Annotated in this window: 17 protein-coding genes; 13 read left to right on the top strand and 4 right to left on the bottom strand. The window is 72.1% G+C overall.

Features of this window, described 5'->3' with window-relative positions; genetic code table 11:
- The first annotated feature begins 31 nt into the window (after positions 1-31).
- From B9P64_RS24830 to B9P64_RS00025, 13 genes are all read left to right on the top strand, one after another.
- Complete coding sequence (locus B9P64_RS24830) at positions 32-427, top strand: hypothetical protein (protein ID WP_176256659.1); 396 nt, start codon at positions 32-34, stop codon at positions 425-427.
- 28 nt (positions 428-455) lie between these two features.
- Positions 456-818, top strand: a complete 363-nt coding sequence (locus B9P64_RS00080; protein WP_028310002.1) for a response regulator — start codon at positions 456-458, stop codon at positions 816-818.
- A 49-nt stretch (positions 819-867) separates the two neighbouring features.
- The gene (locus B9P64_RS00075) at positions 868-2976 is read left to right on the top strand and encodes a chemotaxis protein CheW (RefSeq protein ID WP_085314246.1); all 2109 of its coding nucleotides are present in this window, start codon (positions 868-870) and stop codon (positions 2974-2976) included.
- Between the two features lie 37 nt (positions 2977-3013).
- Positions 3014-3499, top strand: coding sequence for a chemotaxis protein CheW (locus B9P64_RS00070; protein WP_085314245.1), 486 nt, complete (start codon positions 3014-3016; stop codon positions 3497-3499).
- Between the two features lie 67 nt (positions 3500-3566).
- Entirely contained in the window at positions 3567-5531 is a 1965-nt protein-coding gene (locus B9P64_RS00065; protein ID WP_085314244.1) for a methyl-accepting chemotaxis protein, read from the top strand.
- 38 nt (positions 5532-5569) lie between these two features.
- Entirely contained in the window at positions 5570-6412 is an 843-nt protein-coding gene (locus B9P64_RS00060; RefSeq protein ID WP_085314243.1) for a CheR family methyltransferase, read from the top strand.
- A 36-nt stretch (positions 6413-6448) separates the two neighbouring features.
- Complete coding sequence (gene cheD, locus B9P64_RS00055) at positions 6449-7117, top strand: chemoreceptor glutamine deamidase CheD (RefSeq protein ID WP_085314242.1); 669 nt, start codon at positions 6449-6451, stop codon at positions 7115-7117.
- 12 nt (positions 7118-7129) lie between these two features.
- Positions 7130-8206: a protein-glutamate methylesterase/protein-glutamine glutaminase gene (locus tag B9P64_RS00050; RefSeq protein ID WP_085314241.1), complete on the top strand. Its 1077-nt coding sequence runs from the start codon at positions 7130-7132 to the stop codon at positions 8204-8206.
- Positions 8207-8316: 110 nt separating this feature from the next.
- A complete protein-coding gene (locus B9P64_RS24825; RefSeq protein WP_085314240.1) occupies positions 8317-9888 on the top strand; it encodes a hypothetical protein in 1572 nt (523 codons plus the stop codon).
- Complete coding sequence (locus tag B9P64_RS00040; protein ID WP_085314239.1) at positions 9888-10589, top strand: hypothetical protein; 702 nt, start codon at positions 9888-9890, stop codon at positions 10587-10589. Before B9P64_RS24825 ends, B9P64_RS00040 begins: the two co-directional genes overlap by 1 nt.
- A gap of 1 nt (position 10590) precedes the next feature.
- Entirely contained in the window at positions 10591-11646 is a 1056-nt protein-coding gene (locus B9P64_RS00035) for a peptidoglycan-binding protein (protein ID WP_176256658.1), read from the top strand.
- Between the two features lie 234 nt (positions 11647-11880).
- A complete protein-coding gene (locus B9P64_RS00030; RefSeq protein WP_085314237.1) occupies positions 11881-14157 on the top strand; it encodes a VTT domain-containing protein in 2277 nt (758 codons plus the stop codon).
- Positions 14154-14888: an endonuclease/exonuclease/phosphatase family protein gene (locus tag B9P64_RS00025; RefSeq protein ID WP_235839838.1), complete on the top strand. Its 735-nt coding sequence runs from the start codon at positions 14154-14156 to the stop codon at positions 14886-14888. Before B9P64_RS00030 ends, B9P64_RS00025 begins: the two co-directional genes overlap by 4 nt.
- 10 nt (positions 14889-14898) lie before the next feature.
- Here B9P64_RS00025 and mltB read toward each other — a convergent pair whose 3' ends face one another.
- From mltB to B9P64_RS00005, 4 genes are read right to left on the bottom strand one after another with little or no spacing between them, the layout of a single operon-like run.
- On the bottom strand, positions 14899-16218 hold the full coding sequence (gene mltB, locus B9P64_RS00020; protein ID WP_085314235.1) for a lytic murein transglycosylase B: 1320 nt from the start codon (positions 16216-16218) through the stop codon (positions 14899-14901).
- Entirely contained in the window at positions 16182-18308 is a 2127-nt protein-coding gene (locus B9P64_RS00015) for a transglutaminase family protein (RefSeq protein WP_085314234.1), read from the bottom strand. The genes mltB and B9P64_RS00015 overlap by 37 nt, the downstream gene beginning before the upstream one ends.
- A 10-nt stretch (positions 18309-18318) precedes the next feature.
- Positions 18319-19323 carry a DUF58 domain-containing protein gene (locus B9P64_RS00010; protein WP_085314233.1) on the bottom strand — a complete coding sequence of 335 codons (1005 nt, stop codon included), beginning with the start codon at positions 19321-19323 and terminating at the stop codon, positions 18319-18321.
- On the bottom strand, positions 19323-20294 hold the full coding sequence (locus B9P64_RS00005) for an AAA family ATPase (RefSeq protein WP_085314232.1): 972 nt from the start codon (positions 20292-20294) through the stop codon (positions 19323-19325). Before B9P64_RS00005 ends, B9P64_RS00010 begins: the two co-directional genes overlap by 1 nt.
- Positions 20295-20542 lie beyond the last annotated feature (248 nt).

The following is a 20542-nucleotide window of genomic DNA, read 5'->3' as shown; positions in this document are numbered from 1 at the left end:
CGGCGCGGTTGGCGAAGACCAGGACTCGTGCATGGAACCCACCACGCCAGCCAGCTTCGATGCTTCGTCGGTACATGACCTGGCAGCCCTGCAGGCGGTTTCAGACGATCTCGGGCGGCTCGACACCATTCTCGGCGACGCGATCGACCGACTGATGCAGAGCTTCGCGAACATCCAGACGCTGGCGGGCGCGCGCGGTGCGCCCGAAATCGGCGAGGCCGCGATGCAGGCCTGCATCGCGCTGCAATTCCAGGACATGGCCACCCAGCTCATCGCGCATTGCCGGCGCCGGCTGTCCGACGTGCATCACGCATCGACGGTGCCGTTCTCGGCCACGCATTTCACTTCCACCCAGATTCGCGGCGCGCATGCAGGCGGGCCGGTCGCGCAAAGCTCGGTCGGCGCCGGAAGCATCGACCTGTTCTAAGCCCACCTTACAAACGCCAGGAGCCACCATGCATTCGATTCTCGCCGTCGACGATTCCGCGTCGATTCGCCAGATGGTCGCCTTCACGCTCAAGAGCGCGGGCTACCAGGTCACGGAAGCCGTCGACGGGCAGGACGCCCTCGAAAAGGCTCAGACCAAGACGTTCGACCTGGTCCTCACCGACCAGAACATGCCGAAGATGGACGGCATCACGCTGGTCAAGAACCTGCGCGCCAGCAGCCAGTACCAGGGCAAGCCGATCCTCATCCTCACGACCGAGTCGTCGGACGCGATGAAGAGCGCGGGCAAGGCCGCAGGCGCGACCGGCTGGCTGGTCAAGCCCTTCGATCCGATGCGCCTCGCCGAGGTCGTCAAGCGCGTGCTCGGCTGAGCGACCCCGCCGCCGCGCCGCCACCAACGAATCAGAAGAGGAAGCCTCCATGGGAGACATGTCGCAATCATCGGGACTCGGCGGCGGATTCGACCTGTCGCAGTTCTACAGCGTGTTCTTCGAGGAAGCGGGCGAGAACCTCGCCAACTTCGAAGGGCTGCTGCTCAACGTCGACTGCGCCGAACCCGACGACGAAGACCTGAACGCCATCTTCCGCGCCGCGCACTCGATCAAGGGCGGCAGCGCGACCTTCGGCTTTTCGGATGTCACCGAGCTCACGCATGAGCTGGAAACCCTGCTCGACCGCGTGCGCAAGCATGAGCTGATGCTCGACTCGGTCATGGTCGACACGCTGCTCGAGGCCGGCGACGTGCTCAAGAGCCAGCTGGCGCGCCATCAGGCCGGCGCCGCCGGCGCGCCGATCGACGATGCCGATCTGAAGCGCCGGCTGCGCGTGCTGGCGGCCGGCGAGAAGCTCGATGCCAGCGATCTGCCGGCACCCGCGCCGGCCGGCCCGTCGGTGCGCGTGGTCGAGCTGATCGCCGGGCCGCTGGCCGACGTGAGCATCGCCGACAACCTGCTCGAACCCTTCGCCGAGATTCCCCAGCTCGGCACGATCAAGAAGGCCGACTTCGCCGCCGGCAGCGCGCCGGGCGAGGGCTATGTGCGCTTTCGCATCGAGACGCTGTCGCCCGACGACGAGCTGCTCGACCTGTGCAACTTCTACCTGAGCCGCGACCAGCTCAAGTTCGGCCCCTGGCCCGAGGCGGCGGCTGCCGCGCCGGCGCCGGCCGCGCTGGCCGACATTCCGGGCTTCGGCCTGTTCGACGACGAGCCGGCACCGGCCGCCGCCAGCCAGCCCGCCGTGACCGTGGCGCCGCCGGTGGTGTCGGGGCCGGCCATCGAGCCGGTGGCCGCGCCGCGCGCGCCGGCCGTGACCGATACCCAGCTGATCGCCAAGCCGCGCGAGAAGGTCGCGGCGCCGGCGGCCGGCCTCGATTCGCAGACGCTGCGGGTGTCGGTGGAAAAGGTCGACCAGCTCATCAACCTGGTCGGCGAACTGGTGATTACCCAGGCCATGCTGTCGCAGAAGGTGCGCGAGCTGGACCCGGTGCAGCACCAGAACGTGCTTGGCGGCGTCACCGACCTGGAGCGCAACACGCGCCATCTGCAGGACGCGGTGATGTCGATCCGCATGATCCCGATGGCCTTCGTGTTCAACCGCTTCCCGCGCATGATCCGCGACCTCGCGGCCAAGCTCGGCAAGAAGGTCGAGCTGGTGACGAGCGGTGAAGCCACCGAGCTGGACAAGGGCCTGATCGAGAAGATCATCGATCCGCTGACCCACCTGGTGCGCAACTCGGTCGACCACGGTCTGGAAATGCCCGAGGGCCGCAAGCTCGCCGGCAAGCCCGAGACCGGCGTGGTCACGCTGTCGGCCTTCCATCAGGGCGGCTCGATCGTGATCGAGGTGCGCGACGACGGCCAGGGCCTGCGGCGCGACAAGATCCTGAGCAAGGCGGCCGAACGCGGCCTGCCGGTGCATGACGGCATGACCGACCAGGAGGTGTGGCAGCTCATCTTCGCGCCGGGTTTCTCCACCGCCGACCAGATCACCGATGTGTCGGGTCGCGGCGTGGGCATGGACGTGGTCAAGAAGAACATCGCCGCGCTCAACGGCTCGGTCGAGCTCGACTCGACGCCGGGCAAGGGCTCGAAGGTGATCGTGCGGTTGCCGCTGACGCTGGCCATCATGGACGGCATGAGCGTGGCGGCCGGCGGCGAGATCTACATCTTCCCGCTCGCCAGCGTGGTCGAGTCGCTGCAACTCAGCCACGACCAGATCAAGAGCATCGCCAGCTCCGGCCGGGTGGTGGACGTGCGCAACGAATACCTGCCGGTGGTGTCGCTGCGCGAGCTGTTCGAGATCCCCGACGACGGCGCGCCGCCCGAATCGATCATGGTCGTCATCGAGAGCGACGGTGTGCGCACCGCCGTGCTCGTGGACGAACTCGTGGGCCAGCACCAGGTGGTCGTGAAGAACCTCGAAGCCAACTACCGCAAGGTGCGCGGCGTCTCGGGCGCCACCATCCTCGGCGACGGTCGCGTCGCTCTCATCCTCGATGTGACAGCGCTTGCAAAGCAGGCTCGCCACTAAGTCTTTCCACCGCAGCACCGACCTGAAGGAGCCGACCATGGGCGCCATCGAAAAGTTTTCCGCCGACAGCCAAGTCAACGACATCCACGAGTTCCTCACCTTCCGTCTGGGCCAGGAGGAATACGGCATCGACATCCTGAAGGTGCAGGAAATCCGCGGCTACGAGCAGCCGACGCGCATCGCCAATGCACCCGACTTCATCAAGGGCGTGATCAACCTGCGCGGCACCATCGTCCCGATCGTGGACATGCGCCTCAAGTTCAACGTGGGCGAAGCCAACTACGACGCCTTCACGGTGGTGATCATCCTCAACATCGCCAACCGCGTGGTCGGCATCGTGGTCGACAGCGTGAGCGACGTGCTGACGCTGGAGCAGAACCAGATCCGCCCGACGCCCGAGTTCTCGGGCGCGCTCGACGTGAGCTACGTGATGGGCCTCGGCTCGATCGGCGAACGCATGCTCATCCTCGTCGACATCGAACGCCTCATGACCTCGGCCGAGATGGCCCTCATCGACGGCTGAACGCCGCCCGCACGCGGGGCGGCAGTGCCGCTCCGCCGTTTCGATCAACGCAACACAGGAGACCCGGATGGAATTTCTCAGCCGTTTCAGCGTGCGCACCCGGCTGGTTGCCGGCTTTGCCTTCGCGCTGCTGGCCATCGGGCTGGGCGTCCTTGCGGGCGCACGAGGTTTGCACCGGATTGCCGACATCGTCGACACCACCACCACCACCGATTCCGAAAAGATCGTGCTGGCGCAGGAGTGGAAGGATGTGGTGCGGATCAATCTGGTGCGCACCGAAGCGCTGCTGGCACTGCGCGACACCGACCAGATCGCCCGGCTCCAGACCGACATGAAGGCCGAGTCGGCCCGCGCCACCGAATTGCAGGAACGCATGGCCCAGCTGGTGAGCACGGCCCGCGGCAAGGAGCTGCTCGACAGCATCGGCCGTGCCCGCGCCGACTACCGCGCGCTGCGCGAAGAAGTGATCCGCGCGCATCTGGCCGGCACGCCGACCGAGGCCGCGACCCGCGAGCGCCTGGTGCAGTCGGCGCGGCGCTACATGGGCGAGTTCGATGTGCTGGTGGCCTGGCAGCATCAGGTGTTCGAGCAGGCCCGGGCCGAGGTGCGCGATACCGCCGGCAGCGTGGGCTGGTTCATGGCGGCCTGCGTCGCGGTCGGCGCGGCGCTGAGCCTGTTCTTCACCTTCGCCATCGCCAACTCGATCGTGCTGCCGCTCAAGCGGGTGCGCGAGGGCGCCAACCGCATCGCCGCCGGCGATCTGTCGGTCGACCTGCATGTGACCGGCCATGACGAGGCGGCCGAGATGACCCGCGCCATCGCCGGCATGCAGAGCTCGCTGCGCAAGCTGGTGGGCGATGTGCGCAGTGGCCTGCAGGAGGTGACCACCGCCTCGGCCGAGATCGCCAACGGCAGCGCCGACCTGAGCCGGCGTACCGAGCAGCAGGCCGGCAGTCTCGAAGAGACGGCGGCCTCGATGGAGCAGTTCAACTCGGCGGTGCAGAGCAATGCCGAGGCGGCGCGCGAGGCCAGCACCCTGGTCGAGGCGGCCAACGAATCGGCCCGGCGCGGCGGCGAGGTGGCGGCCAAGGTGGTGTCGACCATGGCCGAGATCAGCGAGGCCAGCCGCAAGATCGCCGACATCATCGGCGTGATCGACGGCATCGCCTTCCAGACCAACATCCTGGCGCTGAATGCGGCGGTCGAAGCCGCCCGCGCCGGCGAACAGGGCCGCGGCTTCGCCGTGGTGGCCAGCGAGGTGCGCACGCTGGCCCAGCGCAGCGCCCAGGCGGCGCGCGAGATCAAGACGCTGATCGAGGATTCGGCCAGCAAGGTCGAGGTCGGTGGCCGGCTGGTCAACGACTCCGGCAGCGCCATGACCGAGATCGTGCGCGGCGTGAATTCGGTGTCGGCGATCATGGAACGCATCCTCGGCTCGACGATGGAGCAGGCCGCCGGCATCAAGCAGGTGAGCGCGGCCATCACCCAGCTCGACGACATGACGCAGCAGAACGCGGCGCTGGTCGAGCAGAGCACGGCGGCCGCCGACAGCCTGCGCGGCCAGGCGGTGGCGCTCGGCCGCGCGGTCGATGCCTTCCAGGGCGCCGGTGCCGGTGCGCGCATCGAGCCCCGGGTGGCGTCGATCCAGCCGGCCGAGAGCAAGCCGGCAGCGCATCACGCGCCGCACAAGGCGCACAAGCCCGCCCATGCGCCGGTGGCGCACAAGCCGGCCGAACACAAGCCCGCCGAACACAAGCCCGCCGAACACAAGCCGATCGAGCCCAAGGCCGCCGCGCCCAAGCCGGCCGAGCCGAAGGTCGAGTCCAAGCCGGTCGCCGCCCGGTCCGCCGAGCCGAAGGTCGAGGCGCCCGTCGTCGCGGCCAAGCCGGCCGAGCGCAAGCCCGCGCCCAAGGCCGCCGCGCCGAGCCGTCCGGCACCCGCCGCTGCGCCGGCAGCGGCCACGCCGGCACGCGGCGACTCGCGGATCACCACTTCCTCGGCCGCCGATTCGGACGACTGGGAAGAGTTCTGATCCGCCCTCCACCGTTCAACGCCGAATGCGCCGCCTCCATGTCCAATCGTGATTCAGCAGTCCTCGCCGATCCGCCCCGCGACATCGCCTTCGGCAACGACGATTTCGAACGCATCCGCCGGCTGATCCGCGAGCGCGCCGGCATCTCGCTCAACGACTCCAAGCGCCAGATGGCCTACAGCCGGCTGAGCCGGCGCGTGCGGGCCACCGGCACCGGCAGCTTCGCGGCCTATCTCGACCGGCTGGAGCGCGACGGCGGCGACGAGTGGCAGGAGTTCATCAATGCGCTCACCACCAACCTCACCTCGTTCTTCCGCGAGCAGCACCACTTTCCGGTGCTGCTCGAATTTGCCCGCAATCACCTCAAGACCACCGGCAAGCCGCCGCGTCTGTGGTGCTCGGCGGCATCGACCGGCGAGGAGCCGTATTCCATCGCCATGACGCTCGACGAGGCCGGCTGCGGCAATGCGCGCATGGTCGCGAGCGACATCGACACCAATGTGCTGGCCCAGGCCGCGCGCGGCGTCTACAAGGCCGAGTCGGCGCAGTCGCTCGATCCGGCGCGGCTCAAGCGCTACTTCATGCGCGGCACCTCGACCAACTCCGGGCTGGTGCGCGTGCGGCCCGAGATGCGCCGGATGATCGAGTTCCGGCAGGTGAATCTGCTCGACGCCACCTGGAACCTGGGCGACGCCTTCGACGTGATCTTCTGCCGCAACGTGATGATCTATTTCGACAAGCCGACCCAGCATTCCATCCTCGAGAAGTTCGCGCGCGTGCTGCGCCCGGGCGGCCTGCTGTTTGCCGGCCATTCCGAGAACTTCAGCGATTTCCACGGCCCGTTCGTGCTGCGCGGCAAGACCGTGTACGAGCGGCGCTGAACGGCGCCCGCGCCACCTCAAATCGAAAGGCTGCCCATGAACGCCGGCCATCACCACCACCCTGCGCCGTCTGGCGCGCACGGTGGCCACGTCGCCACGCGACCGCGCGGCTCCGGAACCGCCACCCATTTCTATTTCGAGCGCCAGTGGAATGCGCCGGCGGTCAAGATCCTGCCGGGCGAGTACTTCGTGTCGGAAGAGGAAGTGGTCATCACCACGGTGCTCGGCTCCTGCGTGTCGGCCTGCATCTGGGACCGCACCACCGGCATCGGCGGCATGAACCATTTCATGCTGCCCGAGACCGGCGAGGCCGATTTCACCGGCGCCGCCGGGCGCTTCGGCACCTATGCGATGGAACTGCTCATCAACGACCTCATGAAGAAGGGCGCGCGGCGCGAGAACCTCGACGCCAAGCTCTTCGGCGGCGGCAACGTGATGAAGAACTTCACCACCATCAACGTCGGCGAGCGCAACGCGGCCTTTGCCGAGAAGTTCCTGACCACCGAGCGCATCCGGTGCAGCGCGAAGGACCTGCTCGACATCTATCCGCGCAAGGTCGTGTTCTTCAGCCACAGCGGCAAGTGCATGGTGAAGAAGCTGAAGGAAGATCGCGGCGAGACCGTGGTCAAGCTGGAATCGCAATACAAGACCAAGCTCCAGGTCGCCAAGCCGGCGGTCTCGGGTGGCGACATCGAGCTGTTCTGAGCGGAAGCGACCATGGCCAAGACAACTGTCGTCGTCGTCGACGATTCGGCGCTGATTCGCGCGCTGCTCACCGAAATCATCAACGCCCAGCCCGATCTGCATGTGGTGGGTGCTGCAGCCGATCCGTTCCAGGCGCGCGAGATCATCCGCACGACCAATCCCAACGTGGTCACGCTCGACGTGGAAATGCCACGCATGGACGGGCTCGACTTTCTTGAAAAGATCATGCGGCTGCGGCCGATGCCGGTGGTGATGGTCAGCACGCTGACCGAGCGCGGCGCCGACGTGACGATGCGTGCGCTGGAGCTGGGCGCGGTCGACTTCGTGGCCAAGCCCAAGCTCGGCGTGGCCAACGGCATGCGCGAGATGGGCAGCGAGATCTGCGACAAGATCCGCATCGCGGCCAAGTCGCGGGTGTTTCGCAAGACCGCGCCGGCGCATGCGGCCAGCGCGCCGGCGCCGGTCAAGGGCACCGCCACCTTCTCGCGCCACAGCACCGAAAAGATGATCGTGATCGGCGCGTCCACCGGCGGCACCGAGGCGATCCGCGAAGTGCTGGAAACCTTTCCGGCCGATTGCCCGGCGGTGGTCATCACCCAGCACATGCCGCCCGGCTTTACCGCCAGCTTCGCCAAGCGGCTCGACGGCAGCTGCCGCATCCGCGTGGCCGAGGCGCGCCACGGCGAACGCATCCTGCCGGGCCATGCCTACATCGCGCCCGGCGGCCAGCACTTTGCCGTCGGCCGCAGCGGCGCCAACTATGTGGTCGAGCTGCACGACACCGAGCCGGTGAACCGCCACAAGCCGTCGGTGGAAGTGCTGTTCAAGTCGGTGGCGCGCAACGTGGGGCCCAATGCCATCGGCGTGATGCTGACCGGCATGGGCAAGGACGGCGCGCTGGCCATGATGGAAATGAAGCGCGCCGGCAGCCACAACATCGCCCAGGACGAGGCGACCTGCGTCGTCTACGGCATGCCGCGCGAGGCGGTGGCGGTCGGCGCGGTCGACCAGATCCTGCCGATCGGCCAGATCGGGCCGCAGGTGCTGGAGCGGCTGATGGCGGGCGGCAAGCTGCTGTCGCGGGTCTAGCCGGCAGTCAATACCGGCAGGTTTTTCGCTCCTAGGTCTTCCCCGACCTGTCATCGCCGGGCCGCCGGCATCGGCCTACTCTCTCGCCCGAACGGGTCAGGGAGAGACGCATGGCGGACGAGAACACGTCGACAGGTGAGCTGGCAGTCGTCACGGTCGCGGCCGGGCCGCCGGTCTGGTGGCAGGCGCTGGCCGGGCCGGCGCGGCTGCTGGCCTACGGGCTGGTCGTGCTGCTGCTGCTGGGGCTGCTCAACCATTTCGTGCTGGGCGGCATGGGCGGCGCGGGCGGCATCGGCGCGGCGCTCGGCGGCTCGGGCGGGCTGCGCACCTTTGCGGTGGCGGCGCTCATCTTTGGCGTGGGGCTCGCGTTTGCCGCGTATCTGTGGTGGCTGAGCGCGCGCTATTTCTCGGCCATCCGCGACATGCCGGCCGACAAGCTCGCGGCGCTCAAGGATTTGCCGATGGCCCTGCCCGAGGGCACGGTGCGCGCGGTGATCGCGCTCATCGTCGGCGTGGTCGGGCTGCCCATCCTGGTGTTCAGCCGCGCGCTCGATCTCAACGAGAGCATTGCCGGCTACATCAACGGCATCGTCACCGGCGTGTTCGCCTATTACTTCGGCACCCGCAGCGCCACTGCCGATGCCCAGACCGCGCGCGCCAGCGTCAAGCTGGCCGATGCCGCGCGCAGCGAGGCCGACCAGTTGCGCGCCCAGGCCGGCGCGCTGGGTCAGGTGGTGGCCCAGGCCACCAGCGCCGCCGATCAGGCCACCGCCGACAAGGAGGCACTGGCGCGCGGCGGCCGGTTCGCGCTCGAGCTGGACCGGCTGCAACGCCATGCCAAGGCCGCGAGCAGCCTGATCGGCCTGCTCGACGGCACGCTGCCCGGCCTGCTGCCGGCCGGCGCCAGGGACGCGCTCGACAAGGCCAACAGCGTGCTCGGCGCGGCCCAGGCCATTTCCGGCGGCGTGGACGAAAACACGCTGCACGAGGTGGCCGCCGCCGCGCGCGAGCTGCTCGGCAAGTCGCCGCTGCCCGGCCTGATCGAGAAGGCCGCCGGCGCGTTGCCGCTGGTCGGCACGCTCGGGCCGGCGGCGGGCGTGCTGATGGTGCTCGGGCTCGGCTGGCAGCTCGGTTCCGAGCAGTACCAGCGCTGGGTCGCGCGGGTGCTCGACGCGCCCTACAACCCGCAGCTGATCGATCCGGGCTATCTCACCGCCGCCAGCGCCGGGCTGTGCCTGGAGCGCGCGCCGATCTTTGCGCGCGCCTTCGCCGAGGAAATCCGCAGCCAGCCGCAGTTCGCCGGCGAGCTGCTCGATCTGGCGCTGCGCGAGGACGCGAGCGACCGGCTGTGGCAGCGCTGGGGCGGCGACGGCCGCTTTGCCAGTCGCGGCGAGGCCACCGACGGACTGATGGAATTTCGCGGCCTGCTGCTCGGCGAGCGCGGCCGCGCCGACATCGACACGAGCCAGATCGGCAGCGTCGCGGCGCGTCTGCCGGCCAGTCTGGCTGGCGCGGCCCAGCCCACGCCCGACGAAGTCAATGCCGTGTTCGACGCCCGGCTGGGCAATGCGCCGGGCAGTGCCGAGCAGCGCGGCGCCTTCGAGGCGCTGGTGCTGCTCACGGGCGAGCTGCGCGCCGCCCGCATCGATCCCCTTCCGCTGATTGGCGAGGTGCTGCCTTGATGAATGCCCGAAGTGTTTTCACGGCTGCGGCCGTGCTGCTGGCGCTGGCCGGCTGCAAGCCCGCCCTCAATCCGGTGGTGGCCCAGCTCGAGCAATGGGAGCGGCTGGCTAGTAGCGGTCGGCAGGACGCGATCGCCGGCGACGCCGTGACCGGTGCCTGCACCAGCGAGCCGGCCCGGCCCGGCTGCGGCCGGCTGCATGCGCTGCACGGCGAGGCGCTGCTGCACATGGCACTCGCGACGCGCGCGCCCGGCGCGGCCTGTCCGGCTGGCGGCGAGCAGGCCGCCGCGCTCGACGGCCGACTGGCCGCCGCCGCCGCCGATCTGGCCCAGGCCCGCGGCGGTGGCGACAGCGGCATCGACGCCGCCGGCCGCACCAAGCTGGCCGCGCTCGGCGCCCAGGCCCAGTACTGCCGCGCCGAGATCGCCACCAGCTTTCCGGCTGCTGCCAGCGCCGCCCGCGCCGCCCAGGCCGAGGCCGCGCAGGCCGGCCCGGCCGAGCGCGCGCTGTGGCAGGGCCGCGCCGCGCTGCTGCTGGCGCGCCCGGGCCAGGGTGACGACGTAGCGCGCTGCGCCGCCGCGCGCCAGGCCGAGCAGGCCGCGCTCGCCGGCCAGTCCGCCGGCAGCTACGGTGAACAGTTCGCGCGCCTGCTCGCCGATGCGCGTGCCCGCCGCGCCACCCTCGCCAACTGCGGAGGCTGAGATGAATCTCGACTCCGACCTGCGCTTCAGCCTGCCGCTCATGCGCGGCGAACAGGTGCGCGCGGCCCAGCAGGCGCTGATCCGGCGCGGCCTGCTGCGTTGCGGCGCCGACGGCGTCTACGGCCCCGCCACCCGCGATGCGGTGCGCGACTTTCAGCAGGCCGAGAAGCTCGAAGCCGACGGCGTGATCGGCCGCGACACCTGGAGCCGGCTCAATCCCGACAGCGCCGCCATCGTCGACGACGCGCCGGCTGCCGCCGCCGTCCGCGCGCTCGCCGATGTGCGCACGCCGGGCGCCGCAGATGCGCCGGCGCCGGCCGCCGCGCCGGCCGCCAGCGCCCCGGCGCCGGGCTGGATCGCCAATCTCGACGCCTATCTGCGCCGCATCGCCGACTGGCATGCCAGCCCGCTCGGCGGCGGCACGCTGCAATGGCGGCTGGCCGCCGATGGCGTGCGGGTGCGCGAAGCCGGCGCCGAGCGGCTGCCGCGCACCGGCGGCGCGCCGAACACCGCGCGCAAGGTCTGGACCGCCTACGGCGCCGCGCTGCAAAAGTGCGCCGCCGCCTACGGCGTGCCGGTCGAGATCATCGTCGCCACCATCTGCACCGAAAGCGGCGGCCGCGCCGACTGCTGCCGCGAGGAGCCCGGCTTCGTCAGCGACGCCACCACGCCCGACCGCGTCTCGCCCGGCCTGATGCAGACGCTCATCAGCACCGCGCGCGCCGCCGTCGGCGACCCCAGGCTCGACCGGCAGGCGCTGCTCGACCCCGAAACCTCGATCCGCGCCGGCACGCTCTATCTGCGCCAGCAGGCGCTGCGCCGCGCCGGCCCGACCAACTTCGATCCGCCGCTGGTGGCCTGTGCCTACAACGCCGGCTCGCTGCGGCCGGCCGGCAACCGCTGGGGCCTGGTGCAGACGCTGCGCGACAAGCAGCTCGGCACCCTGCATGCCGATGCCTGGATCGAATACTTCAACGACTGCTTCGCGGTGCTCGGCGAGGCGCCGCCGCTGGCCAACACGCCGAGCTACTGGCGGCTGCTGAATCCGCCCGCCTGAGCGCCGCCGGCCGCCGCCTCGACCGGCACGGCGGCCGACCGTTCGGGCACCGCGCGCCGACCGACCCTTCGGGCATCGCGCGCCGACCGCGCCGGTCCGCCTTCCGCTGCGGCGCGCCGTCTTGTCGGCGCCGTCCCGCAGGGCTTGCCGCCGCTTACGACTGAAGCCGTCCGCTTGCGTCGCTGCCATTTCGTGCCGTTCAGCCGGCGGGCTCGCGCTGCCTAGCATCGGCGCATGCCTGACGACCGTCCTTCCCACCCTGCGGCCGATGCCGCCCATCTGCTCCAGCCCGGCCGCAATTGCTGGCGCGTGGAGCAGGCCGCGCGCGTCGCCTTCCTGGTCGACGGCGCGGCGTATTTCTCGGCCTTGCGCGCGGCGCTCATCCAGGCCCGGCACAGCATCCAGATCGTCGGCTGGGACATCGACAGCCGCGTGCAGCTGCGCCGCGACGGCGGCGACGACGGCTGGCCGGCGCCGCTGGCCGAGCTGCTCGATGCGCTGGTGCGCGCCCGGCCGGGCCTGCGCGCCCAGGTGCTGAGCTGGGATTACGCGATGCTGTTCGCGCTCGAACGCGAATGGCTGTCGCCGCTGCGGCTGGGCTGGCGCACCCACCGGCGCATGCAGTTCCAGCTCGACGGCTGCCATCCGGTCGGCGCCTCGCAGCATCAGAAGGTGGTGGTGGTGGACGGCGCCATCGCCTTCGTCGGCGGGCTCGACCTGACGCGCTGCCGCTGGGACACGCCGGCCCATGCGGCGGCCGACCCGGGCCGCGTCGATCCCGACGGCAAGCCCTATGCGCCGTTCCACGACGTGCAGATGGCGGTCGACGGCGCCGCCGCCGCCGCGCTCGGCGAGCTGTGCGCCGAACGCTGGCTGCGCGCCAGCGGCCGGCCCGGCCTGCGCCCGCCCGCCGGGGCGCGTCCCGGCACAGCCCCATCAGCGGCAGCGGCGACAGCGGCGACCGGCGCCGACCCCTGGCCCGCCGGCCTGCGGCCCGACCTCACCGACGTGCCGGTCGGCATCGCGCGCACCGAGCCCGGCTTCGAGGGCTATGCGGCGGTCGGCGAAGTGCGCGCACTGCTGGCCGATGCCATCGGCGCCGCGCGCCACGCCATCTACATCGAGAACCAGTACCTCAGCTCCGCCGCCATGGCCGAGGCGCTGGCCGCGCGCCTGGCCGCACCGGCCGCGCCCGACATCGCGCTGGTGCTGCCGCGGCGCCAGAGCGGCTGGCTGGAGGAGACCACGCTCGGCGTGCTGCGCGGCCGCATCGATGCGCGGCTGCGCGGCGCCGACGGCGCCGACCGCTACCGCGCCTGGTGCCCGCAACTGCCCGGCGAAACGCCCGACGGCAGCCGCTGCCTGAATGTGCACAGCAAGCTGATGGTCGTCGACGACGACTTCGTCACCGTCGGCTCGGCCAACCTCAGCAACCGCTCGATGGGCTTCGACAGCGAATGCAATCTCGCCATCGCCTCGGGTGGCGAGCCGCGGGTGCGCGCGGCCATCGCCGCCCTGCGCGCGCGGCTGCTCGGCGAGCATCTGGGCCGGGCGCCGGCCGAGGTCGACGCGGCCCTGCGCGAGCACGGCCGGCTCAATGCCGCCATCGATGCGCTGCGCGCGCCGGCGGCGCCGGTCGAGAGCGTCGCCGGCGCGGCGGCCGACTGCGCCGGCGCGCCCGGCCAGCGCAGCCTGGTGCCGCTCGACCTGAGCGTCGCGCCCGAGATCGACCGGCTGCTGCCCGACGCCAACTTCGTCATCGACCCCGAGCGCCCGGCCGCGACCGAGCTGCTCATGACCGAGCTGCTGCCGCGCGCCGGCCAGCGCCGCCCGATGCGCGAGCGCATCGCCGCCTGGACGCTGATCGCCGTCGCGCTGGCGGCGCTGGCGATGGCCTGGCGCTATACGCCGTTGCGCGAGCTGCTCGACCTGGGCGAGCTGGTGCGCCTGGGCGAACGGCTCGATGCGCTGCCGCTGTCGCCACTGGCGGTGGTCGGCTGCTATGTGCTGGCCGGTCTGGTGGTCATGCCGGTGATGCTGCTGGTCGGCGTGACCGGCATCGTGTTCGGGCCCTGGCAGGGCGGGCTTTACGCGCTGGCCGGCGCGCTGGCCAGCGCCGCCGTCAGCTGGTGGATCGGCCGGCTCGCGGGCCGGCGCGCGCTGCGGCGCTGGGGCGGGCCGCGCATGCAGCGGCTGGCGCTGCGGCTGGCACGGCGCGGCCTGCCGGCGATGGTGCTGCTGCGCGTGCTGCCGGTCGCGCCGTTCTCCATCGTCAATCTGGTGGCCGGCGCGGCCCAGGTGCGGCTGCGCGATTTTCTGGCCGGCACCGCGCTCGGCATGGCGCCGGGCATCGCATTCACCACCGTGTTCGTCGACCGGGTGGCGGCCGCGATCCGCACGCCCGGCTGGGCCAGCTTTGCGCTGCTCGGCGGCCTGGTGGCGCTGTGCGTGCTGGCGGCGGTGCTGGTGCGCGGCTGGATCGGCCGGCGCCGCGACCGGGCTGGCGCGTGATCCGGGTGGCGACCTGGAATCTGCATGGCGGCGTCGGCGCCGACGGGCATTTCGTGCCCAACCGCATCGCCGACGTGCTGCGCGAACTGCGCGCCGACGTGATCGCGCTGCAGGAGGTGGAGTCGGACCGCACCGGCTTCGACATGCTGGCCTGGCTGGCCGAGCGCAGCGGCATGCATGCGGTAGCCGGGCCGACGCTGCTGCGCGGCCCGGGCGACTACGGCAACGGGCTGCTCAGCCGCTATCCGGTCACCAGCCGCCGGCTGATCGACCTGAGCGTGCCGGGCCGCGAGCCGCGCGGCGCCATCGTCGTCACGCTCGATGCGCCGGGCCGGCCGCTGCGGGTGATCGCGACGCATCTCGGCCTCGACCCGGCCGAGCGCCGGGCCCAGGTGCGCCGGCTGCTGGCCGAGCTGAGCCGCATTGACGCGGCCGGCGCCAGCGCATTCGACGTGGCCGCGCGCGAAACCACGGTGCTGCTCGGCGACCTGAACGAATGGTGGCTGTGGGGCCGGCCGCTGCGCTGGTTGCAGCGGGTGTTCGCGCCGGCGCCGGCGCCGCGCAGCTTTCCGGCGCGCTGGCCGCTGCTGGCGCTCGACCGCATCTGGGTGCGGCCGGCGCCGCTGCTGGTGCGGGTGGCGGCGCATCGCAGCCGGCTGGCGCGGATCGCGTCCGACCATCTGCCGGTGCTGGCGGTGATCGAGCCCGGCACCGCGACCGGCGCGGGCTGAACGCCGGCGCTCAGCGCGTGCCGGTGGACGGCTTGCCGCTGTCGCCGATGCGCAGCGTGCCCGGCGCCGGGCGCGGCGTGCCGCTGCCCACGCGCGGCGCGGCCGGATTGACCGGCAGCGCGGCGGCGGCCGGCTGATTGCGCGCCGCGCTCACCGCCGCTGCCAGATCGGCCACCGCCGCCGCATAGAAGAAGCTGCGGTTGTACTGGGTGATGGCGAAGAAGTTGCGCGTGCCGGCGCGCCATTCGGTCGGCGCGGCCGGCGCGGTCAGGTCGACCAGGCCGAACAGCAGATCGGGCGGCGCGCTGCCCTGCACCGTCACGCCGGCCTCGGCCAGCGCATCGGCGGTCCAGCGCGCTTCCAGGTCGTGGGCGATCCATTGCTCGGGGCTGTTGCCGGGGCGCGCCGGCAGCCAGATCGGCAGGCCGGCCTGCCAGCCGTGCGCCGACAGATAGCGCGCGATGCTGCCGATGGCGTCGGCCGGGCTGCCGCTCAGGTCGATGCGGCCGTCGGCGTCGTAGTCCACCGCAAAGTCGCGCAGGCTGCCCGGCATGAATTGCGGAATGCCGAGCGCGCCGGCATAGCTGCCGCGCCAGTCGAGCACCTGGCTGCCGTAGTCGCGCGCCAGCAGCAGAAGCTGTTCGAGCTGCTCGCGGAAATAGGCCGAGCGGTCGCGCGGCGCCTCGGCCGGCCAGTCGAAGGCGAGGGTGGCGAGCGTGTCGGCGGTGCGGAAGTCGCCCTGGTTGCGGCCGTAGACGGTCTCGACGCCGGCCACCGCCACGATGACCGCCGCCGGCACGCCGTAGTCGCGCTCGGCGCGCGCCAGGGCGTCGGCATTGGCGGCCCAGAAGTCGGCGCCGGCGCGTATCCGCACCGTGTCGAGGAAGCGGGCGCGGTAGGCGGTCCAGTTCTTCTGCTGCGGCGTGGCCGGCGGCAGGATCAGCCGGCGCACGCGCGGCTGCGGCTCGATGCGGTCGAGCGCCGATTGCACCAGCGCGCGGTCGATCGGCGCGCGCGCGGCGAATTCATCGGCCCAGGCGGCGATGTCGGCGCGCCGCGCATAGCTGCCGGGCACGGCCGGCGTGGCCAGATCGGCGCTGCCCATGGGCCCGACCACGATCGGCCGGGTGGTGACCGCCACGACGGGGGCTTCCGCGGGTGCCGGCGCGGGCGGTGCCGCGGCCGGGGCGGGCGCGGCCGGCGTGGCGGCGCTGCCGCTGCGGGCCGGCGCGGCGCCGTCTTCGGGATAGAGCGGGATGCGGCTCGCGCAGGCGGCGAGGGCGGTGGCGGCGGTCAGCGCGGCGAGCGCGGCTTGAATTCGGCGATCCATCGTTGCAGCACTTCCAGTTCGGCGGGGGACGGCGGCCGACGATAGCGCATGCCGATCAGCGCTTCGAAGATGCGGCGCGCCTGATCGGCGGCGTCCGGTACGCGCGCATCGGCCGGCGCGGCGGCGTCGGCGGCCAGCGCGGCGACGGCGCGGCGCGCGAAGGCGGCCGGCGGCTCGTGCGGTGCGCGCACGCAGCCGGCATGCGCCAGTCTGGCTTCGAAGCGCATCGCCAGCCGCGTCAGCCGGTCGGGGCGCGGCCGGCGCAGCGCCTGCCACAGCAGGCTGCCGCCGAGCGCCGCGCTGGCCAGCCCGAGCGCTGCCATGCAGCCGACGAGCAGCGTCTGCATGTCGGGCGCGCCCAGGCCCAGGCGCTCGAACAGGCTGCGCTGCTGCTCGCTGTCGTAGCGCAGCACCGCCAGATTCCAGGTGTTCTCGATCGCATTCCAGCGATGCCGCAGCGCGCGCCACAGCTGCGGGCCGTCGGTGCCGCGTGCGAGCCGGGCCAGCCGGTCGATGCCGAGCGCCGGCAGCGCCTGATTGAGGCCGCGCTCGATGCGCTCGGGCGCGACCGCCGCGGTCGGGTCGATGCGCACCCAGCCGGCGTCGCGGCCGAGCCAGACCTCGGTCCAGGCATGGGCATCGCTCTGGCGCACCTCGATCCAGCCGTCGACCGGATTGACTTCGCCGCCCTGGTAGCCGGCCACCACGCGCGCCGGAATGCCGGCCGCGCGCATCAGCACCGCGAACGCCGAGGCGTAGTGTTCGCAGAAGCCGGCGCGGGTATCGAACAGGAATTCATCGACCGAGTCGCGGCCGAGGCGTGGCGGTTGCAGCGTGTAGCGGTAGGCGTCGCGCCGGAACCGGCTGAGCACCGCGTCGATCAGGGCGCGGTCGTCCGTGTAATCGGCGCGCAGGCGGCGACCGTAGTCGAGCGTGCGCGGATTGAAGCCGGCCGGCAGTTGCAGCCAGCCGCGTCGCGCCACCGGGCCGTCGCCGGTGCCGGCGGCAGCGCCGAGCCGGTAGTCGAGCGCCGAACTGCCGTGCAGCACGGTGCGGTCGCGCAGCCCGCGCCGCGCCTGCCAGGTGGCGCCTTCGGTGGGCCGGGTGTCGGGGCCGAGCGCGAGCGGCCCGTCGAGCGCGAACAGCCAGCGGTCGCCGCTCGGCTCGGCGATCAGCTCGTATTGCAGCGGCGCCGACAGCGCCTGCACCGGCTCGGACGGGCCGTCGCCGGCCTCGGCGCCGGCCGGCATGTGCCACGGTCGCCAGCTGCGGCCGTCGAAGCCGCCCATGACCAGGGCGCGCCAGTACAGCTGGCCCTGCGCCGGCGCGCTGGCGGCAAAGCGGGCGCGGAATGCCATCGCGCCCGATTCGGCCAGATCGCTCAGATCGCCCGGCGCCATGCTGTCGCTCAGGCCGGTGTGGGCGCCGCCGGCATCGTTGGGCAGGTTCCACAGCGGCCCCGGAATGCGCGGAAACAGCAGGAAGAACAGCGCCGCCAGCGGCAGCGACCAGGCCATCAGCCTGAGCCCGGTGGCGCCGGCCAGCCGCAGGCCGGTGGCGCCGGCGCCGTCCTGCGGCTCGGCGGCGCCGGGGTCGGCGGCACCGAGCTGGCCGGCGACCATCGCCGCCAGCAGCAGCAGCAGCGCCAGCAGCACGCAGGCGGCGGCCGGAATGCTCTGCGAGAACAGGAAGCCGGTGGCGGCCAGGAAGAAGCCGAGATAGGCCACCACGAAGCTGTCGCGCCGCGCCTGCATTTCCAGCAGCTTGAGGCACATGAGCATGACCAGCAGGGTCACGCCGGCATCGCGGCCGAACAGGCTGCCGTAGCTGCGCCAGGTGCCGAGCGCGATGGCGCCGACGATCAGCGCCAGCAGCAGGCGCGGCGGCGCGGCACGGTGCAGCGCCAGCAGCCGGCATTTCCAGCCGAAGGCGCCGAGCGTGACCGCCAGCGCCCAGCCCGGCAGATGTTCGAAATGCGGCACGACCACGGCGGCGACCGCCAGCAGCAGGAGCAGCGTGGCGCGGCCGTCATGGCCGAGCGTGGCGAGCTGGCGCCGGACGAAGGGGACGAGGCGGGCGAGCGGCGACATGGACGGCGGATTACAGGGCGTGCAGCGCCAGCAGGCGCAGGCAGGCGTCGCGCTGGGCCGGGCCTGCGGCGGGCGGCACTTCCTCGGCGCCGAGGCGCAGGCCGTAGCTCAGGCCAAGCGCATCGGCTTCGAGCACCCAGGCGGCGAGGCGGGCGAGCCGGCCTTCGAGCCCGAGCGCGCCGGGCAGGCTGGCGGCGTCGAACCACAGCTCGCCGCCGTTGCTGCCCTCGAACTGGCGCGCCGACAGGGTCTGGCCGCCGCTGCGCGCATAGGCGCGCCAGGCGATGCGGCGCGGCGAGTCGCCGGGCTGGTAGGCGCGCAGATGGGCGAAGGACTCGTGGCCGGGACCGCCGACCGGCTGGTCGCCGTCGCGGCTTTCGGCGCCGGGCAGCGGCGCGGCGGGCCGCTCGGGCGCCGGATAGACCAGGCAGCGCGCGGCCGGCTGCCACAGGCTCCAGATGCGCCACAGGCCGAGCGGAAAGCCGGTTTCGAGCGTGGCGCGCGGCGCGTCGAGCCAGCCGCGCTGCTCCGCGCGCCGCTGCACGATGGCGCGTGCGCTGGCGCCGGCCGCCAGTTGCAGCCGCATCCTGCCGTCGGCACTGCTCACGGCGAGCGCGTGGCGGGCGCGTCGGCGCGTGTCGGCGACGGTGAATTCGAACGCGGCCAGCTCGCCGGCGAACACCGGCTCGGCGCGCGCGTCGGCCAGCTTCAGTCCGGACAGGTTGGCAAAGCCGAGATGCAGCGAGGCCCAGGCCGCCGACGCCAGGATGAACACCAGCGCATAGCCCAGATTCAGCTCGTAGTTGATGGCCAGCAGCAGCAGCGCCGCGAGCAGCGCGCCGAAGGCCCAGCCCGGGCGCGTCGGCAGGGTGTAGATGCGGCGATGGCCGAGCAGCAGCTCGGCCTCGGCCGGGCGCTGGAGCAGGCGCTGCATGCGGTCGCGCAGGCCATGGCCGGCGGCGGCGCGGCGCAGCGCGGCGCCGACGCTGTCGTGATCGACGGGCGGCGCCGACATCAGCCCTCGACCGGCACCGAGCGCATCCAGCCGGCGATGGCTTCGGCCAGTTGCAGCGGCCGGGCATTGCCGGCGGCGGCCGGCAGCAGCCGATGGCCGGCCACCGACGGCAGCACCGCCTGCACGTCGTCGGGCAGCACGAAGTCGCGGCCGTCGATCAGCGCCCAGGCGCGCGCGGCCTGCAACAGCGCGAGGCCGGCGCGCGGGCTCAGGCCCTCGGCGAAGCGGCGCGGATCGCGCGAGGCCTCGATCAGGCGCTGCACGTAATCGATGAGCATCGGCGCCACATGCAGCGCGGCGCGGGTGCCGGCGAGCGCGCGCAGCTCGGCCGGCGTGACGACCGGATCGAGCCGGCGCAGCAGTTCGCGGCGGTCCTCGCCCATGAGCAGCGCGCGCTCGGCGTCGCGCGACGGATAGCCGAGCGACAGCCGCATCAGAAAGCGGTCGAGCTGCGACTCGGGCAGCGGAAAGGTGCCGAGCTGGCGCGACGGGTTCTGCGTGGCGATCACGAAGAAGGGCTCGGGCAGCGGCCGGGTCTCGCCCTCGGCGCTGACCTGGCGCTCCTCCATCGCTTCGAGCAGCGCGCTCTGGGTCTTGGGGCTGGCGCGGTTGATTTCGTCGGCCAGCAGCACCTGGGTGAAGACCGGGCCCGGGTGGAACACGAAGCGCTGTTCCTCGCGGTCGAAGATGGCGCCGCCGATCACGTCGGTCGGCAGCAGGTCGCTGGTGAACTGCACCCGCGCAAACGCCAGCCCGAGCGCGCGCGCATAGGCATGGGCCAGCGTGGTCTTGCCGACGCCGGGCACGTCCTCGATCAGCAGATGGCCGCCGGCGAGCAGGCAGGCGAGGCCGAGCTTCACCTGCACGTCCTTGCCGACGACGATGGCGCCGACCGTGGCGAGCACGCGGCCGGCAAGCGCGGCGGCCTGGGCGGCATCGAGCCGGGACGGGGCAAGGTCGGTGGGATTCATGGCGGTTGCAACGTGGATGAGGAGGGGAGGGCGCGGCCGGGGACCGGCGCGAGGCGGAGCGTGCCACATCGTCCGGCGGGCTCATTGGCCGGGATCGGCGTGGCCTGTGCGCTTTGTCTGCCAGAGAAGGCTTGCCGGGGCCTTTCGTATAATCCCGGCCCGTTTTCCTGAGCGCGGCGCATGGCGCCGGCGCCCGTAACAGCCCGAATTCCAAGGGGAAGGCATGAAGGTTCTGGTCCCGGTCAAGC

The organism is Derxia lacustris, from assembly GCF_002105195.1.
In the GTDB taxonomy this organism is placed as follows: Bacteria; Pseudomonadota; Gammaproteobacteria; order Burkholderiales; family Burkholderiaceae_E; genus Derxia; species Derxia lacustris.
The sequence above is the reverse complement of the archived record's forward strand: the minus strand, read 5'-3'. Positions and strand labels throughout refer to the sequence as shown.

Bases quoted from the DNA above. Each gene is read 5' to 3' on its own strand.
- B9P64_RS00005 (WP_085314232.1), bottom strand. From the start codon at position 20,294: ATGAATCCCACCGACCTTGCCCCGTCCCGGCTCGATGCCGCCCAGGCC.
- B9P64_RS00080 (WP_028310002.1), top strand. From the start codon at position 456: ATGCATTCGATTCTCGCCGTCGACGATTCCGCGTCGATTCGCCAGATG.
- B9P64_RS00035 (WP_176256658.1), top strand. From the start codon at position 10,591: ATGAATCTCGACTCCGACCTGCGCTTCAGCCTGCCGCTCATGCGCGGC.
- B9P64_RS00050 (WP_085314241.1), top strand. From the start codon at position 7,130: ATGGCCAAGACAACTGTCGTCGTCGTCGACGATTCGGCGCTGATTCGC.
- B9P64_RS00010 (WP_085314233.1), bottom strand. From the start codon at position 19,323: ATGTCGGCGCCGCCCGTCGATCACGACAGCGTCGGCGCCGCGCTGCGC.
- B9P64_RS00070 (WP_085314245.1), top strand. From the start codon at position 3,014: ATGGGCGCCATCGAAAAGTTTTCCGCCGACAGCCAAGTCAACGACATC.
- mltB (WP_085314235.1), bottom strand. From the start codon at position 16,218: ATGGATCGCCGAATTCAAGCCGCGCTCGCCGCGCTGACCGCCGCCACC.
- B9P64_RS00060 (WP_085314243.1), top strand. From the start codon at position 5,570: ATGTCCAATCGTGATTCAGCAGTCCTCGCCGATCCGCCCCGCGACATC.
- cheD (WP_085314242.1), top strand. From the start codon at position 6,449: ATGAACGCCGGCCATCACCACCACCCTGCGCCGTCTGGCGCGCACGGT.
- B9P64_RS00030 (WP_085314237.1), top strand. From the start codon at position 11,881: ATGCCTGACGACCGTCCTTCCCACCCTGCGGCCGATGCCGCCCATCTG.
- B9P64_RS00015 (WP_085314234.1), bottom strand. From the start codon at position 18,308: ATGTCGCCGCTCGCCCGCCTCGTCCCCTTCGTCCGGCGCCAGCTCGCC.
- B9P64_RS00075 (WP_085314246.1), top strand. From the start codon at position 868: ATGGGAGACATGTCGCAATCATCGGGACTCGGCGGCGGATTCGACCTG.
- B9P64_RS00065 (WP_085314244.1), top strand. From the start codon at position 3,567: ATGGAATTTCTCAGCCGTTTCAGCGTGCGCACCCGGCTGGTTGCCGGC.
- B9P64_RS00040 (WP_085314239.1), top strand. From the start codon at position 9,888: ATGAATGCCCGAAGTGTTTTCACGGCTGCGGCCGTGCTGCTGGCGCTG.
- B9P64_RS24825 (WP_085314240.1), top strand. From the start codon at position 8,317: ATGGCGGACGAGAACACGTCGACAGGTGAGCTGGCAGTCGTCACGGTC.
- B9P64_RS24830 (WP_176256659.1), top strand. From the start codon at position 32: ATGGAACCCACCACGCCAGCCAGCTTCGATGCTTCGTCGGTACATGAC.